The 15,247-nt window shown below is 65.2% G+C and carries 12 protein-coding genes and 1 pseudogene; 6 read left to right on the top strand and 7 right to left on the bottom strand.

Annotated features, from left to right (window positions below; translation table 11 throughout):
* The 4 genes and pseudogenes from MKK52_RS20940 to MKK52_RS20955 all read left to right on the top strand — a co-directional run.
* Window positions 1–145 (top strand): annotated as a pseudogene (locus MKK52_RS20940) (methyl-accepting chemotaxis protein); the annotation flags it as partial.
* Between the two features lie 413 nt (window positions 146–558).
* Window positions 559–2,226: a methyl-accepting chemotaxis protein gene (locus MKK52_RS20945; protein ID WP_409564707.1), complete on the top strand. Its 1,668-nt coding sequence runs from the start codon at window positions 559–561 to the stop codon at window positions 2,224–2,226.
* A 250-nt stretch (window positions 2,227–2,476) separates the two neighbouring features.
* Window positions 2,477–5,095 (top strand): EAL domain-containing protein, encoded by a 2,619-nt coding sequence (locus MKK52_RS20950; RefSeq protein ID WP_243957254.1) that lies wholly within the window; start codon window positions 2,477–2,479, stop codon window positions 5,093–5,095.
* 84 nt (window positions 5,096–5,179) lie between these two features.
* Window positions 5,180–5,422 (top strand): hypothetical protein, encoded by a 243-nt coding sequence (locus MKK52_RS20955; RefSeq protein ID WP_243957256.1) that lies wholly within the window; start codon window positions 5,180–5,182, stop codon window positions 5,420–5,422.
* Between the two features lie 41 nt (window positions 5,423–5,463).
* On the opposite strand, the gene MKK52_RS20960 is transcribed toward MKK52_RS20955, so the two are convergent.
* The 4 genes from MKK52_RS20960 to MKK52_RS20975 form a co-directional block, all read right to left on the bottom strand.
* The gene (locus MKK52_RS20960; protein WP_243957258.1) at window positions 5,464–5,667 is read right to left on the bottom strand and encodes a hypothetical protein; all 204 of its coding nucleotides are present in this window, start codon (window positions 5,665–5,667) and stop codon (window positions 5,464–5,466) included.
* Between the two features lie 76 nt (window positions 5,668–5,743).
* The gene (locus MKK52_RS20965) at window positions 5,744–7,069 is read right to left on the bottom strand and encodes an HlyD family type I secretion periplasmic adaptor subunit (RefSeq protein WP_243957260.1); all 1,326 of its coding nucleotides are present in this window, start codon (window positions 7,067–7,069) and stop codon (window positions 5,744–5,746) included.
* Window positions 7,066–8,790, bottom strand: a complete 1,725-nt coding sequence (locus tag MKK52_RS20970; RefSeq protein ID WP_243957262.1) for a type I secretion system permease/ATPase — start codon at window positions 8,788–8,790, stop codon at window positions 7,066–7,068. The genes MKK52_RS20965 and MKK52_RS20970 overlap by 4 nt, the downstream gene beginning before the upstream one ends.
* Window positions 8,791–8,874: 84 nt before the next feature.
* Window positions 8,875–10,767 (bottom strand): hypothetical protein, encoded by a 1,893-nt coding sequence (locus tag MKK52_RS20975; RefSeq protein ID WP_243957264.1) that lies wholly within the window; start codon window positions 10,765–10,767, stop codon window positions 8,875–8,877.
* Window positions 10,768–11,156: 389 nt separating this feature from the next.
* Here MKK52_RS20975 and MKK52_RS20980 point away from each other — a divergent pair, with 389 nt between their 5' ends.
* On the top strand, window positions 11,157–11,378 hold the full coding sequence (locus MKK52_RS20980) for a hypothetical protein (protein WP_243957265.1): 222 nt from the start codon (window positions 11,157–11,159) through the stop codon (window positions 11,376–11,378).
* A gap of 83 nt (window positions 11,379–11,461) precedes the next feature.
* Here the strand turns inward: MKK52_RS20980 and MKK52_RS20985 are convergent, their stop codons facing one another.
* The 3 genes from MKK52_RS20985 to MKK52_RS20995 all read right to left on the bottom strand — a co-directional run bounded on the left by MKK52_RS20985 (window position 11,462) and on the right by MKK52_RS20995 (window position 14,558).
* On the bottom strand, window positions 11,462–11,794 hold the full coding sequence (locus MKK52_RS20985) for a hypothetical protein (RefSeq protein ID WP_243957267.1): 333 nt from the start codon (window positions 11,792–11,794) through the stop codon (window positions 11,462–11,464).
* A gap of 109 nt (window positions 11,795–11,903) precedes the next feature.
* Complete coding sequence (locus tag MKK52_RS20990) at window positions 11,904–12,602, bottom strand: hypothetical protein (protein WP_243957268.1); 699 nt, start codon at window positions 12,600–12,602, stop codon at window positions 11,904–11,906.
* A 663-nt stretch (window positions 12,603–13,265) separates the two neighbouring features.
* Window positions 13,266–14,558, bottom strand: a complete 1,293-nt coding sequence (locus tag MKK52_RS20995) for an acyltransferase family protein (RefSeq protein WP_243957274.1) — start codon at window positions 14,556–14,558, stop codon at window positions 13,266–13,268.
* Window positions 14,559–14,940: 382 nt separating this feature from the next.
* Between MKK52_RS20995 and MKK52_RS21000 the strand changes: the two genes are divergently transcribed.
* A complete protein-coding gene (locus MKK52_RS21000; protein WP_243957276.1) occupies window positions 14,941–15,150 on the top strand; it encodes a cold-shock protein in 210 nt (69 codons plus the stop codon).
* Window positions 15,151–15,247: the final 97 nt, after the last annotated feature.

Below are 15,247 nucleotides of genomic sequence, written 5' to 3' on the forward strand. Positions count from 1 at the left end.
CAACATCACCGGCGTGGCGCAAGCGGCCGAGGAGACCGGGGCCGCCGCCACGCAGGTGCTCGGCGCGGCCTCGGAACTCTCGCGGCAGTCCGAGCACCTGACGGCCGAAGTCGCCCGCTTCCTGGCGACCGTGCGCGCGGCGTAGTCATCCGGCGGCTCTGTCGAACAGCGGCCCTCCAGAGTCCGTCGTCCGCGAGGCCGTATCGAACGGGTGCGAAGTGTCCTGCTCAATGGGACACTCCGCCACGCGCGCAGCAGCAATGCGCGGCAAGTGGTTCTCACGACGCGATTGCAACTTGCGGTAATTGCTGCCCTTGCATCGCGAGTAGTTTGCGATCGGCGCCCTCCTGCTCCATCGCTTTAAAGTTGTACAATCTTCATTACAGATTATGTATCACAAGTCCGAGATCCCTACCTGCGCCTCTTACTTGTAGTGATCCTTGAGAAAAATCTTAAGTGGTCCAAAGTTAGTTGGCGGGACTTGAACGTGACTGCTCGCCCTTGGCCTGCCCGTGCTGGGCCCTGGGTTCCGGAGCCTCAAAGGTCCACCGCATGCAAATGACCATCAAACTCCGCCTCATCGCGTTGCTCGCCAGCCTTGGCCTGGTTTTGCTCGCAACGGCCACGCTGGGCAATTTCGCCCTCCATTGGAGTCATCAGAGTCTCAAGACCGTCTTCGATGATCGTGTCGTCTGTCTCCGGCAGTTCAGCGTCATCCGCGATGCCTATGACGACCTGATCGATGCCTCGCGCCTGCTGCGCGGCAAGAAGATCGAGCTGGCCCAGGCCAGGGAGAAGATCGAGCGCGATCTGACGAAGCTCCACGCGGAGTGGGCGGATTATCTGGCTACCAGCCTTACACCGGAAGAGGCCATCCTCGCCAAGGACCTGCAGGGCAAGATCGATCGGAACGACGCCGTCGTCGCCGAGATTCTGAAGCGGGTCGCCGCCGGGACCGGCTCGGATTTCGACACCACCCACGCGGATCTGCTTCTGAGCATGCAGGCCACCAACGCCACGCTGAACAAACTCAGCGCGTTGCAGGTCCGGGAAGCCGAAGCGGAGTTCAAGCGCTCCGAGGTGACCGCCGGCTGGTCGCGCCTCGCGCTCCTGGTTGCGCTCGGTCTCGCCGCTCTCAGCATCGCCTACGGCATTTATACGATCATCGCGCAGATCACGCGCCCGCTCGGCAGCCTCGTCACCGTGCTGCAGCGGATGGCGCGCGGCGAGATCGACGCCCAAATCCGCGAAGCCGCCCGGGGCGACGAGATCGGCGCCGTCGGCAAGGCGGTGGAGGGCATCAAGGCCATGGTCGCCCGCAAGGCGGCGGAGGAGGCCGAGGTCAAGCGCCGCGCGGACGAGGCCGCCGTCGCCGAGCGAAAGCGCACCATGATCGAGCTTGCCGACAGTTTCGAGCGCGCCGTCGGCGGCATCGTCGGCATGGTGTCGTCCTCGGCCACGGAACTCCAGGCCACCGCCCAGCAGATGACCGCCACCGCCCAGGAGACCGCCGCGCAATCCACCACCGTCGCGGCGGCTGCGGAGGAAGCTGCCTCGAACGTCAACACCGTCGCCGCTGCTGCCGAAGAACTCGGCACGTCGGTGCAGGAGATCGGCCGGCAGGTGCAGGGCTCCGCGAGCCTCGCGCATCTCGCGGTGAACGAAGCCGACCAGACCGGCCTCCGCGTGCAGGAACTCAGCGAAGCGGTCGCCCGCATCGGCGATGTCGTCGGGCTGATCTCGACCATCGCCGGCCAGACCAATCTCCTCGCCCTCAACGCCACCATCGAGGCGGCGCGGGCCGGAGTCGCGGGCAAGGGCTTCGCGGTGGTCGCCTCCGAGGTGAAGGCGCTCGCCGAGCAGACCGCCAAGGCGACGAACGAAATCTCCGGGCAAATCCTGCGGATTCAATCCTCCACGAGCCAAGCCGTGACGTCGATGACGGGCATCACCGGGCGGATCCGGGAGATCAGCGGCGTGGCGACCTCAATTGCCGCCGCCGTCGAGGAGCAGGGTGCGGCCACGCAGGAGATCGTCCGAAACGTCTCGCAAGCCGCGCAGGGCACCGGCGAGGTCACTAGCACCATCGCCAGCGTTGCCGGAGCGGCCGAGGAGACCGGAGCGGCCGCGAGCCAAGTGCTCGGCTCGGCCTCCGAGCTGTCACGCCAATCCGAACACCTCGCCGCCGAGGTCGGGCGGTTCCTGACGACCGTGCGTGCGGCGTGACCTCGAAGATGACCGGCTCCCCCGGGGCCGGTCATCTCCAACATTAACTGTTCATTGAATGTCGTTTTTGCCGACAGCGCGGCAAACTAGCCCATGTTATGGTCTCTAAACGTCCAAGTAACTTGACACTGGTAAGTCTTACGCTTGGGAAAAGGTGGGCGGGCTCCCGGTGCCGCAGGTCAGGTCGATCATTGCTTCTCACCACCGACCGGTCGCGGTGCTTGTGGCGGCATTCGTCGTCCTGACAATCTTGATCGCTTTGGGCGCGAGCCTGTTCCTCGCCGACATCCATCGCCAAGCGGTGGACGAGGTCGAGCACAATCTGGTCGGGCTTTCGACCATGCTTGCCGATCAGGCCGACCGCTCGCTCCAAGCCATGGAGATGGTGCAGGACGCGATCATACAGGATTTCACGGATGCGAAGGTCGCGACGCCCGCGACCTATGCCGCGATGGCTCGCCGGGAGGCCCTGCATAACGGCCTCAAGGCCCGCATCGCGGCGCTGCCGCAGGTGAATGCCATCACGATCATCGATCACACCGGCAAGCTTCTCAACTTCAGCCGATACTGGCCGATCCCGGATGTCGACATCTCGGACCGGGATTACTTCAAGGCGCTCGCGGCGGACCCCGCGCTGCGGCGCTTCATCGGCCAGCCCGTGCGCAACCGGGGTGACGGCGCCTGGACCATCTACATCGCCCGCAAGATCACGGCCCCCGATGGGACGTTTCTCGGGCTCGTCCTCGGCGCGGTCGAACTCGGCTACTTCGAACGCCTCTACGCGCAAATCTCGCCCAGCGACGACGCCGTCGTCTCGATGTTCCGCAACGACGGCCTGCTGCTCGTCCGCCATCCTCGCCGCGAGGACATCGTCGGCAAGGTCTTCTCGACCACGGGCGCTGCCCTGATCGCGGCCAAGAATCCGGCCGGCGGCGTTCTGCGCAACGTCAGCCCGATCGACGGCCTCGAACGCCTCATCGCGACGAAGGCCCTCGCCCGCTATCCGATCATCCTCAGCATCAGCCGCACGACCGATGTGAGCCTCGCTCCCTTCCGCCGACAGGCGTTCGCCGTCGGGATGGCGGGGATCCTCCTGGTGACGTGTATCGGCAGCCTTCTCCTGCTCCTCCTGCGGCAGGCGCGGGCCGACCGGCGCATGGCGGGTGCCGAGGAACGCGTGCGCGGCGAGCGCGAGTTGCGGACGCATTACGAGCGGTTCGGCGTCGCGCTGGACAACATGATCCAGGGCCTCTGCCTCTTCGACGCCGATCAGCGGCTGGTCGTTATGAACGGCCGCTTCGTCGAGCTCTACGACATCCCCGATCACCTCCGGCAGCCAGGCGTCAGGGCGGAGGACGTCCGCGGCTATCTCCTGAGCCTTCGGGGGACGACGATGGGCAATTGGGACAGCGTGGCGACTTCGCCCGATGGCGACGCCCAATCTGTCTCGCCGGTCATCGTCCAGACGAACACCCATCGCGACATCAGCGTCCTGCGCGCCCCCGTCCCCGGCGGAGGCTGGGTGTGCACCCACGAGGACGTCACCGAGCGGCGCCGGAGCGAGGAACGCCTGCGCTACCTGGCCACCCACGACGTGCTGACGAAACTGCCCAACCGCATCCAGTTCGAGGAGTTGGTCGCGCGGAAATTGTCCAATTGCGCCGCGTCGGGCGGTGAGTTCGCCCTGCTCTGCCTCGACCTCGACGGCTTCAAGCAGGTCAACGACATGTTCGGCCATCCTGCCGGGGACCATGTGCTCACCGACGTCGCCACACGCCTGAGCGATCTCCTCGGCCAGAATTGCATCGCCGCCCGCCTCGGCGGCGATGAGTTCGCCGTGCTGGCAACCGACTTCGACGCGGTCAAGACGCCGGCCGTGGCGGCGCAAGCGGTGATCGATGCGCTCTGTATCCCTTACGCGGAGGGTGAGCGGCAGATCGACATCGGTTGCAGCATCGGCATCGCCTCCTACCCCGGCGACGGCGACACCTATGAACGCCTTCTCACGGCGTCCGACATGGCGCTGGTCCACGCCAAGAACGAGGGCAAGGGCGGCTATCGCTTCTACGAGCCGGCGATGGACGTGGCCGCGCGCGAGCGCCAGCAACTGGCCCTCGATCTCAAGGCGGCCCTCGGGACGAACCAGTTCGAGCTGCATTACCAGCCACAGTTCGACGTCGCGACGAACGAGGCCTGCGGGTTCGAAGCGCTCCTGCGCTGGACGCACCCGGTTCTCGGGCCGATTTCGCCCGTGCAATTCATCCCGCTGGCGGAGGAGACGGGGCTCATCCTGCCGCTCGGCGAATGGGTGCTGCGCGAGGCCTGCCGCAATGCCGCCACCTGGGCGCAGCCCCTCGGCATCGCAGTCAATCTGTCGATCGCCCAGTTCCGGCAGGCCAATCTGTGCGACCTCGTTCGCGAGGTGCTGGACGAAACCGGGCTCCTGTCCAGCCGCCTCGAACTTGAGGTGACGGAAAGCCTGTTCCTCGAACGGACGGCGCGGTCGCAGGAGATTTTGCGTGACTTGAAGGCCCTCGGCGTCCGGATCTCGATCGACGATTTCGGGACCGGCTATTCCTCGCTGGCCACGCTGCAGGCGTTTCCGTTCGACAAGATCAAGATCGACCGCTCGTTCGTCGGTCAGATCGGCATCACCGATAAGGGGGCCGCGATCGTCAGGGCCATCATCAGCCTCGGGAACAGCTTGAACGTTCCGGTGATCGCCGAGGGGATCGAGACGGAGAACCAACTCGCGTTCCTGGCACAGCATCAGTGTGCGGAATTCCAGGGCTACCTGCGCGGCAAGCCGCTGCCGATCTCCGCGTATCACTCGCTGATCACGCCGCGCGAACAACTCCGCGTGGCGTAATCGTCCTTATACCAGCGAGGAGATCAGGGGTCCGCCCGGCGCGTTCCGGCTTGGTCGCGGCGGGTGAGCGTGGCATTGTGCGGGATGACTGATCTTGCATACACGGGCTTCCGCTTCACCTGGGACCGCCCCGACGCCAGCGCGCCAAAGGGAATGGCGCAGGTGCAGTGTCTGGTGATCGCCAAAGCGCTCTCGGACGCGCGACGCATTCTGGAAGACACGGTCACCGGAAGTTCGCGCGGCCTCCAGCTTGTCAAAAGCGGCCCCGATGTACTCCAGGCCGCCAAGGCCGCCGGTTTGAACGAGGATGAAGGCGGCGTGCAGTGAGGGCAAGCGAGATGTGGTTCGCGCGATCTTACAAGTAGGCGTCAATGGCTTGGATTGAGCTGACGGACAGCACGAACCACAAGGTTCTCGTCAATACAGACCAGATCGTCCGAATAGACCATCGATTCAACGGCGGCAGCATCCTCCACACCGTGGCGACACGGAACAAAGAAGGCAGGCTGATCAGCAACTTCGAGGTTCAGGAAGATCAGACGACCATCGAGACGATCATGAGCAAGGCCCATATCGTCGTCTCTCGCTGAAGCTTGTCGCCGCCGGATACCGGTGATCGCCTGAACGTCGGCTCGCCCGCCGGGCCCCTCACTTCTCGCGGAAGGCGCGCCGGGCCTGATCGACCAGGGGCTTCGTCAGGTACGACAGGACCGTCCGGTCGGCGGTGCGGATGAAGGCCTCCACCGGCATGCCGGGGATCAGCTTCGCCCCGTCCAGCCGGCCGAGTTCGTCCTTCGTGACGCCGAGGCGAACGAGATAGTAGAAGCTCCCTGTCCGCTTGTCCTCGCTCACGTCGGCGGCGACGCGGCTCACGCGCCCGTTCAGTTCCGGCGTGGTGCGCTGGTCGAAGCTCGGGAAGCGCAGGCCGGCCGCCTGCCCGGTTTGCAATCGGTCGATGTCCTGGGGCGCCACGCGGACCTCCACCACCAAGGAGTCGGCCGTGGGGACGATGAGCATGATCGGCTCGCCGGGCGTGATCACCCCGCCGCGGGTATGCACGGACAACTCATGCACGTAGCCCGTCTGCGGCGCGCGGATCTCGATGCGCTGCAACTGGTCGAAGGCGGTGATCTTCTGCTCGGTCAGGGTCGCGGCCTTGGCCCTGTTCTCCGCCAGTTCCTTCGCGACCTCGCTGCGGAGGTTCTGCTCCAGTTGGATGATCTGCAATTCGGTCTCGGAAATCTTGCCCTTGGTTTGGGCGATGGTCGCGACGAGGACGCCGCGCTCGCCCTTCAGGCGGGACATGTCCCGCTCCAGGCTGGTGAGCCGATTGAGCTGGACGAGATTGCGCTTCCAAAGGCCTTCGACGCCCTCGTATTCGCGCCCGATGATCGCCGTCTCCTGCTCCTTGGCGGCCGCTTGCTCTTCGAGCCCCTTGATCTCCTCGCGCAACTGCCCGATCCGCTGCTCCAACTGCGCCTTCTGGCCGTCCCGCGCATCGCGCCGGAAGCGGAACAGCTTGCGCTCGCCCTCGACGATCCGGGCGACCTCCGCCCCCGCTTCCGCCAGATCGGCCGGGAAGGCGACCGCGTCTCGGCCGTCGCGCTCGGCCTCCAGGCGGGCGTTGCGGGCGGCGATCTCCCACAGGCTCTTGCTCACGCTGTCGAAGGTGGCCCGCGCCGTCGTGGCGTCGAGCCGGATCAGGAGATCGCCCGCCTGCACCCGCGCCCCCTCCTCCACCAGCAGGTCCGCGACCACGCCGCCGGTCGGATGCTGGACCTTCTTGATGTTGCTCTCCACGACGAGGGAGCCGGAGGCGATGATGGCACCGGAGAGTTCCGTCGCCCCGGTCCAGGCCCCCGCCCCGAGGGCCACCGCGATGATGGCGCCGACCCCGGCGATGTGGCGCCGGAGCGAGCGACGCGTGCCGCCCGTGGGATCGGCGGCGGCCGTGGGCGTGTCGGGCTTCGTCATGCGACCCTCGTCGGGACCTGCCGCGTCAGCGCGTTGAGTTTGGCGAGCACGTCGTCGCGCGGCCCGTGCAGTTGCACCCGGCCGTCGGCGAGGACGAGGATCCGGTCCACCGCCGTGAGGGCGCTCGGCCGGTGCGCGACCACGACGGCGATGCCGCCCCGGGCCCTCACCGCCTGCACGGCGGCCGACAGGGCCCGGTCGCCCTCGACATCGAGGTTGGAATTCGGCTCGTCGAGCACGACGAGGAACGGGTCGCCGTAGAGCGCCCGCGCCAGGGCGATCCGCTGCCGCTGGCCGCCGGACAGGCCGAGGCCCCCCGGCCCGACGCGCGCATCGTAGCCGCCCGGCAACCGCAGCACGACGTCGTGGACGCCCGCCGCCCGCGATGCGCGGAGAAGGGCCTCCGGGTCGGGATCCAGGTCGAACCGCGTGATGTTCTGGGCGATGGTGCCGTCGAACATCTCGATATCCTGCGGCAGGTAGCCCACCGCGCGTCCGAGTGCGTCGGGGTCCCATTGGTCGATGGCGGCGCCGTCGAAGCGGATCACTCCCCGGCTGGGACGGACGAGGCCGACCAGGGCGCGGGCGAACGTCGATTTGCCGGACCCGCTGGGGCCGATCACCCCCAGCGCGCTTCCGGGGGCCATGGCGACGTTGACGTCGTGGAGAACCAGCGTGTCCGTGCCCTGCGCGGCGATGGTCAGGGCGGTGATCCGCACGCTTTCCCGCGGGGCTGGGAGGGGCGTGAGGGCGGCCGGCTCCCGCCGGGGCAGGAAGACGACGAGCCGGGTCCAGGCTTGGCGCGCCGCCGAGAAGGATTTCCAGTTGGCGATGGCAAGATCGACCGGCGCCAGGGCGCGGGCCGAGAGGACGGTCGCGGCAAGCATCACCCCCGCCGTCGCCTCTTCCCGCACCACCAGATAGGCGCCGAGCCCGAGGATGCCCGATTGGAGCACGGTGCGCGTCAGGCGCGCGGCGGCGCCGAAGCCGATGGCGAGGTCGTTGCTGGTGATCGCCGTATCGAGCGTTCGGTTCGTCCGGGCCTGCCAGAGCGCCGTCATCCGCGCGCGCATGCCGAGCGCCGACAGGAGGGGCGCCGTCCGGTGCGCCATGTCGATGAAGGCACGGCGCTCCCCCACCACGCGCACGCCCTCGCGGGTCGAGGCGGCGGTGGCCCAGTCGGTCACCAGGGTCAGCAGGCACAGCAGCACCGCACCGGCGGCGATGGCCGTGCCGAGCCATGGGTGGAACAGGAAGCACACGGCGATGTAGAGCGGCACCCAGGGCAGATCGAAGAACGCCGTGAAGGCGAGGCTCGCGAGGAAGCCGCGCACCGTGTCGAGGTCGCGCAGGGCCTGGGGGCCGTCGTCGGTGCGGGGCATCTCGGCGCCGCGCGCCAGGAGGGTGCGGAAGATGCGCCCGCCGAGCCGCTCCTCCACGAGGCGTCCGAACCGGGCGAGGATCCGGGCGCGGAAGATTTCCAGGATGCTCTGGATCAGGAACAGGATCAGCGCGATGCCGGCGAGGCCCACCAGCGTCGCGACGCTGCGGCTCGGCAACACGCGGTCGTAGACCTGCAGCATGAAGATCGGCGCTGTCAGCATCAGCACGTTGACGAGGCCGCTGGCGACCATGACCGTCACGAGGGAGGCGCGTCCGGCCCAGGCCGCCGCCCAGAATTCCCGCCGTGTCGCGGCACGCACCTCACGCTCGTCGCTCACGGACGCAACTCCAGCTTCTCGATGGTGCGGGGGACAGTGCGGTCGGGTGGCCCCCGCCACGGTGTGTGGCGGGGGCTCCGGGGCTCAGAGGCCGAGCAGGTGGATGCCCGTCGTCGCGCTATGCGCCATCGGATCGGCATGAGCGGCTTGGGCATGGCCGCCGAGGTCGAGGGAGGCGAGGCCGAGATCGCCCATCAGGTCGTGCGAGGCTCCGGCCTCGGCCGGAGCGGCCGTCGCCACCGGCACGATGTCGTGAAGCTGCCCGACGAGGGAATCGGCCGTGGCACCGGTCGCGGGGAAGGCGATGTGGTCCCCCGTGAGAAGGTTGGCACTGACGGCGCTCGGCTCGCCGGCCGGTGCGGTCAGCGCGCTCGCCTGGACGGTGTGGGAGGCGTCCGTGCCCGGCGACAGGACGGCGACGTCGGCGGCGGGTGTCGCCGTCGCCGGGCCGGCCGAGAGGTTGACCAGCGGATGGCTGCCCGCCGCGTCGCCCGTCAGCCCTCCGAGCAGGCCGCCGAGCGGAGCCCCCGCGCCGCCCGATCCGGCATTGGCGAGGAGGCCCGTTAACGAGCCGACCACGCCACTCGCCGCCCCGATCCCATGCCCGGCATCCGCGACCGCTTGGCCGATGGCCGTGGTCCCGTTGCCGCCCGCGACCGCACCGGGCAGGTTCGCAGCATCGGTCAGGAGATTGCTGGTTTCGCCCAGCTCCCCGAGCCCGAGGGTGTTGCCGAGACCGAGCACCGAATGGACGGGATCGTTGAGGACCGGCATGGCGTGGCCGACCTGCTCCAGGTTCGCGTGCACCCCGTCGATCACCTGGTTGGCCAGATCGGCCACCGGCTGCGCCGGAGCGCCTTGACCCAGCAGGCTGCCCGTTCCGCCCAGCGGCGTTCCCTCGCCGCCGAGACTGCTCGCGAGGCCGGTTACGCCACCGAGGAGAGTGCCGGCCGCGCCCGCTACCGCCCCGGTATCGGACAGGATCGGCGCCAGCGCGGAAAGGCCTTGCCCTTCGACGAGCCCGCCCGGCAGGGCCGCGACATCGGTGAGCAGGGTACCGCTCTGCCCGAGATGGCCGAGCCCGATGGTCTCGCCGAGGCCGGTCAGACCATGGATGGTATCGTTCAGCGGCGCCACCTCGTGCCCCACGGTCTCGAGGCTCGTGTGAAAATTGAGGATGCCGGTGTTGGCGAGGCTGGTGACCGGCGCCAGCGGCCCATCGCCGGCCAGAAGGCCGCCATTGCCTAGCGTCCCAGTCAGGGAGCCCACCAGGGTGTCGGTCGCGCCGAAGGCATGGGCAAGATCGGTCAGCACCGGGCTCACCGAGGTCAGCCCGCCGCCGCCCAGGACGGAGCCGGGCAGCGTGGACAGATCGGTCAGCAGCGTGCCCGCCTCACCGAGATGGCCGAGCCCGACCGTCTCGCCGAGGCCCGTCACCGCATGGAGCGGCGCATTGAGCACGGGATTCTGATGCCCGGCCTCCTCCAGGGTGGCATGGGTCTGGAGCACCGCCTGATTGAGGATCGTCTCCGCCGGCGCAAGAACGCTGCCGCTGCCGACAAGGCCGTTGCCGGCCGCCGGCGCCGCTGCGACCGTATCGGCCAGCCCATTGGCACTGGTGGCGACGTTTCCCGCATCGTTCAGGATCGGGGCGAGGTTTCCGGCATCGGCCGGGTTCGCGGTGACGCCGCCGAGATCGGTCAGTAGATTGCCGTTCTCGCCGAGATGGCCGAGCCCGATCGTCTCGCCCAGGGCAGTCAGCCCGTGAAGCGGCCCGTTCGCGGGGGCGACCTCATGGCCGACGGTCTCGAGTTGCGCATGGGTGTCGAGGACGATCTGGTTGGCTGGCGCCGAGAGGGCATCCGGGAGCGGCGACGGATCGGCATTGCCGGCACCGGCATCGGTCGCGCCTTCGACCAGGGACGCAATCGGACCGAGGCTACCGAGTTGTGACGTCGAGAGAGCCGTCGAAGACAAGAATGCGCCCGGCCCGCCGAGCCATTCGAGAGATCGCGAAGACGAACCGAGAACGGAAAGTGGAGATGTGGACATCAAAGCCTCCAGTTTCCCCGCCCAACCTCCTGATTCAATTCTGAGTTGCAGAAGCCGCGCCTCTGGATGGTTCCTGTAGTAAATAGAGAATTATGATCTTGCCTTTATTTGTCCGATGATAAGACGTTAGACTGCGTTTAAGAGCGAGCATGAATTCAAAATCCAAGATATCACATATAGAACTCGTTCAAAAATTCCGATTTGCCCCAACAAAGCATTCTTTGTTCGTAGTTTATTCACCCTACCCTTTCGCGCCGTGAACTCGCTCACAGGTTGTAGGTTGACCGACATCGCGTTGTTTGCCGGTGACAAGCATGCCGCACTCAATTTTCATCAAGGAGCGAAAAGGCGACGTGGGGCGTCCGCCGGAACTGGTCGCTTACGACATCGACAGCGTGGCTTTGGCCAATCGACTGGTCCGGTCCATCGCCAAATCGAACCGCGTCAACGGATTCGACCGTATGACGCATCAGCGCTGGTTCAAATTGAAGGACTCGATCTTCTACGTGTACAGAATGGAGATCGAATACAACTGAATGTCGGAGCGTATCACTGCCATGACGGCACGCCCGGCGACACTATGGCCGGGCGTGCCGAGTATAGAGGGCTATCGGCTCCGTCAGCAGCTAAGGCGACGGCCTTCGCGGCGTCCGTACGTCTGGTAATGAAACAGGCCGGACCTCATCTGGCCGCCCATGACCGCCCGGCGTACATCGGGATTGCAGCGCAGATACTCGCGCTCATCGAACGCATAGTCGCCGCGCCCGCCGCGCGGTCCGCGGTCATAGTCCCGGTCGTAGCCGCGACGGTCACGGGGATCGTCATCGCGGTCACGGCCGTCGTAATCGCGCCGGTCGTATCCATAGTCACGCCCGCCATAGGGCTGCGCCAACGCCGGGGTCAGTCCGCTCAGCAGGGCCAAACCCAAAACGGTCGCAGAGATTACCTTCATGATGCCTTCCTCCTCGTTGCGACCTGGGAACGCTCAAGGTGGAAAGCGGTTCGAATTCGAACTGCCGAGTTACGCCTCATTGACGCCGGGGTATCATGAGGCGGGGGCGTCATCGTTCCGGCATACGGCGGATGGACTCGAGATTGTCGGATGACAGGTCCGCTTCGATGGCGCCATGACGTTGAGCGACGGCCTTCACATCGCCGGCCGGGTGCGGTTTCGCGGTCGCCGTCTTCTTCTGATCCGATCCCGGTTTCGATGCTGCATCGCGGGCGGGCCATTCTTCGTACCGTATCGCCCGGGCGGGCTTCTGATCACCGCACCCTTCGCAGACCGACACGAGCCAGGATTGCCAAAGCCCGTCGGTCTTCTCCTCCATCGACTTGGCTTGCTCCCGGTGCGCGGAGGCTAGCTCGACGGTGTTGAGATCGGACTGCTTCTGCGGAGGAGCGAGCGCGCGAAGCTCATCGAGCTTCACATCCCGCTTCTCTTCCGCGACTTTCGGCGTCGATAGCGTTCCGGTGGTCGCCGGATCGGGCCGACACCCCGTACAAACCTTCGCCGCGATCGCATCATCGACGACTTGGCGTGACGTCGGTTTGTCGATTTCTTTTATTGAGGTCGGGCTTGCATCGCGACTCGGTGGCTTTGTCTGGCCAACCGCCGTCGTGTTAGGCACTTTCTCGGTCGATAACGGATCGTTTATGGTCGTTCTTGGCTGGTCCTGCGCCTGAGCCGGCGCCGCTAAAGCACAGCAAAGAACCATTCCGGTGATCAGGCGACGACGTATTGTCATGGCGAACTCCATGACACACCAATCATAGTTTTGACGAATGGTTCACTATAAAATATGTTGTTTCTGGTACCCGGCGCCGGCGTTTCGCCTGAGGTTCTCAGGCGTAAATTGGTAGCGTGCGGCAGCGATCATCAGAAGACGATCTCGCCTACACAGCGAGGCGGATACGGAACTGGAACGCTCCGACAAGCTGGCGGGTTTGTCTGTGCCCACACCGCAGCTTGGCAGGTGGGGCCCGGAGTAAGCCATTGTTCAACGTACCGACATTCACGGCCGGCTTGTTTGCGGCCGGCATGCTGTTCGCGCCCGTCCAGGCATCCGCGGCTCAGATCGGCGTCGGCGCCGTCCCTGAAACGGCGAGTGCGGTGCACGAAGTACAGTACGGGTATGGCGGCCCCCGCTTCGGGTACGGCCACCGTGGCTACGGCCGCCCGCACTTCCGTGGTCGCGGCTACGGTTATGGCCGTGGCTACGGACACCGCTACGGTTACGGCCGTGGGTATGGGCGTGGCTACGGTCACGGGTATGGGCGTCCCGGGATCTTTTAAGCGCATCTCACGCTCGCTGATTGCAAAGAGCCCGCCCGGATTTCACCGTGCGGGCTTTTTCTTGAAGCGATTCAACTCGCCCGGGCACCGCTTTAGACGCAATCAACTCCAGGATTTTTAAGCGCCGTCAGACTAACATTCGGCGCACGGCATTTTTCACATGCAATGGGACGCCTTTTCTAAAGGCGGCCGCGTAACCGAGCAGAGGTTTTTCAATTATACAATAGAAGACTGTGGCTATTACGCTGATCATTACGACGCTGACCGCCACGACGATGGCCATGCCGATGCCACCAAGGCTCCCACAGTACCTCTCAGTTACAAGAAACACGGCTTGCACGACCTGAACGTGTACAAGATAGACGGAATATGAGGCAATGCCGACTTGGGCCAAGCCGGGACGGGTGCATAGCCAATAAAAGAAGCCGCGACCGCTAGCCAAAGCACTGAACATGATGGCGATCAACACCATCCGTGCCACGATTTCCATGCCAATTCCGGATACCCAAGGCTGAAGCCCCGCGAAGGCCAGGAAGGCTGGGAAGCCGAGAGCACGCATCAGCGCCGAGGTCGGGCGCCAGCCATTTTGCCATACCGCATTGGCAACGATCCCGAGTAGAAAGAGCGGAATGAACACAAGAAGAGTGTGCTGAAGTCGATCACTCCCGGAGGCGAGGGAGACCAAAGCAATCACGCCGCCTGCCGATAGCGTCCAAGCCGAGGCGGCACCAAGGCCCTTCCGGTTCGCCAGGTGGGCGAAACCGAGGCACAGAAGCGGTGAAAGAATATAGAAATGCATCTCTACCTCCAGGGTCCAGCCTGGCGGGAAAAGACGTGGCAGTGTGCCGTATACAACTTGGTGCAGAAACAAGCTGCTGGCTAGCAAGCTCTCTGTCAGTGAAGTTGGCTGTGTCTGGAACTGAGTGACGCGTTGAGGCACCCAACCCGTCGAGATCAGCGCAAGCCTGGTCACGAATAACAAGATCAGATAAGGCGGCGCAATCCGCAACACCCTTCGCGCGTAAAATTTGGCTAATTCATACCTACCCGTATTGATTTCTCTGGTCAGTGAACCGTTGATCAGAAACCCACTTATCACAAAGATCAGATATACACCGGAAGCCGAAGCGCCTGTCGTATCGAAGATATACCGCGAGATGGGTCCGATTTCGTGTGCTTCAAAATTAAAACGATAGACTCTTTGGGAGATATGCCCCAATACAACTAATGTAATTGCCAAGCCACGTAGACCATCGATTTCGACTTGGCGAACGTTTGGTAGGCTGCCATTTATCGGCTCCATGCTGGGCCTGCCGTTCCATGAGCTTGCCGGTACCAGCCACGAGCACAAATCCGCGGCCTCACAGGCGCTCAGTACCGCAAGTCCTAAGCCAGTGATGTGACTGTTGGTGCGGCGCACAATCACCGTGTCGTGAAAGGGGGTTTGGGCGCGTTACCCTCCATCACGGCAGAGCGTCAGGCCTATTGGGGGACCAATGGAATCGCGTTCTGTGCTGCATTCGTTGGCTCTGTCGGGCCGACCTCCCGACCCTCGCGGTCGCAAGCCCGGCGCGGGTCGCGGCGATGACGCGGGACAGGATCGCCGTGGCCTGAAGAGGAGGCGGTGCCGAGGTATCGGGGCTCGGTCATCCTAGAAGTGGCATCGATGCCGATGGCGATCCTGGCCTCCACGAGCACGGAAGCACAGGGCCACACCGCAGGAGGGAACGGGCTGGTCCGTCGCTCCGTTCGAACATCACGGCGGGCCGCGTTGGTTCGCCGGCGCCTACCAGGATACCTAAATGGCTATTGGCACTGTGAAGTGGTTCAACGAGACCAAGGGCTACGGCTTCATCCAGCCCGATGACGGCGGCAAGGACGTGTTCGTGCATATCTCCGCCGTCGAGCGCGCCGGGATGGGTAGCCTGAATGAAGGGCAGAAGGTCTCCTACGACGTCGAGAACGACCGTCGCAGCGGCAAGGAAAGCGCTGGCAACCTGAAGAGCGCGTAAGCGCCTCGCTGCCGGTCTGCCTCTTACAGAGCGACATACCTCGATCTGTCGTCGGTGTTCCCGGCCCGGGACATCCGGCGGCGCTCGACAACACCCG

Origin of the sequence: Methylobacterium sp. J-067, assembly GCF_022829465.1 — a bacterium.
Taxonomy (GTDB): Bacteria; Pseudomonadota; Alphaproteobacteria; order Rhizobiales; family Beijerinckiaceae; genus Methylobacterium; species Methylobacterium litchii.

What these genes read in the sequence shown, in the direction of transcription:
- MKK52_RS20945 (WP_409564707.1), top strand. Translation starts at nt 559, where the DNA reads ATGACCATCAAACTCCGCCTCATCGCGTTGCTCGCCAGCCTTGGCCTG.
- MKK52_RS20955 (WP_243957256.1), top strand. Translation starts at nt 5,180, where the DNA reads ATGACTGATCTTGCATACACGGGCTTCCGCTTCACCTGGGACCGCCCC.
- MKK52_RS20960 (WP_243957258.1), bottom strand. Translation starts at nt 5,667, where the DNA reads ATGGGCCTTGCTCATGATCGTCTCGATGGTCGTCTGATCTTCCTGAAC.
- MKK52_RS20965 (WP_243957260.1), bottom strand. Translation starts at nt 7,069, where the DNA reads ATGACGAAGCCCGACACGCCCACGGCCGCCGCCGATCCCACGGGCGGC.
- MKK52_RS20980 (WP_243957265.1), top strand. Translation starts at nt 11,157, where the DNA reads ATGCCGCACTCAATTTTCATCAAGGAGCGAAAAGGCGACGTGGGGCGT.
- MKK52_RS20985 (WP_243957267.1), bottom strand. Translation starts at nt 11,794, where the DNA reads ATGAAGGTAATCTCTGCGACCGTTTTGGGTTTGGCCCTGCTGAGCGGA.
- MKK52_RS20990 (WP_243957268.1), bottom strand. Translation starts at nt 12,602, where the DNA reads ATGGAGTTCGCCATGACAATACGTCGTCGCCTGATCACCGGAATGGTT.
- MKK52_RS21000 (WP_243957276.1), top strand. Translation starts at nt 14,941, where the DNA reads ATGGCTATTGGCACTGTGAAGTGGTTCAACGAGACCAAGGGCTACGGC.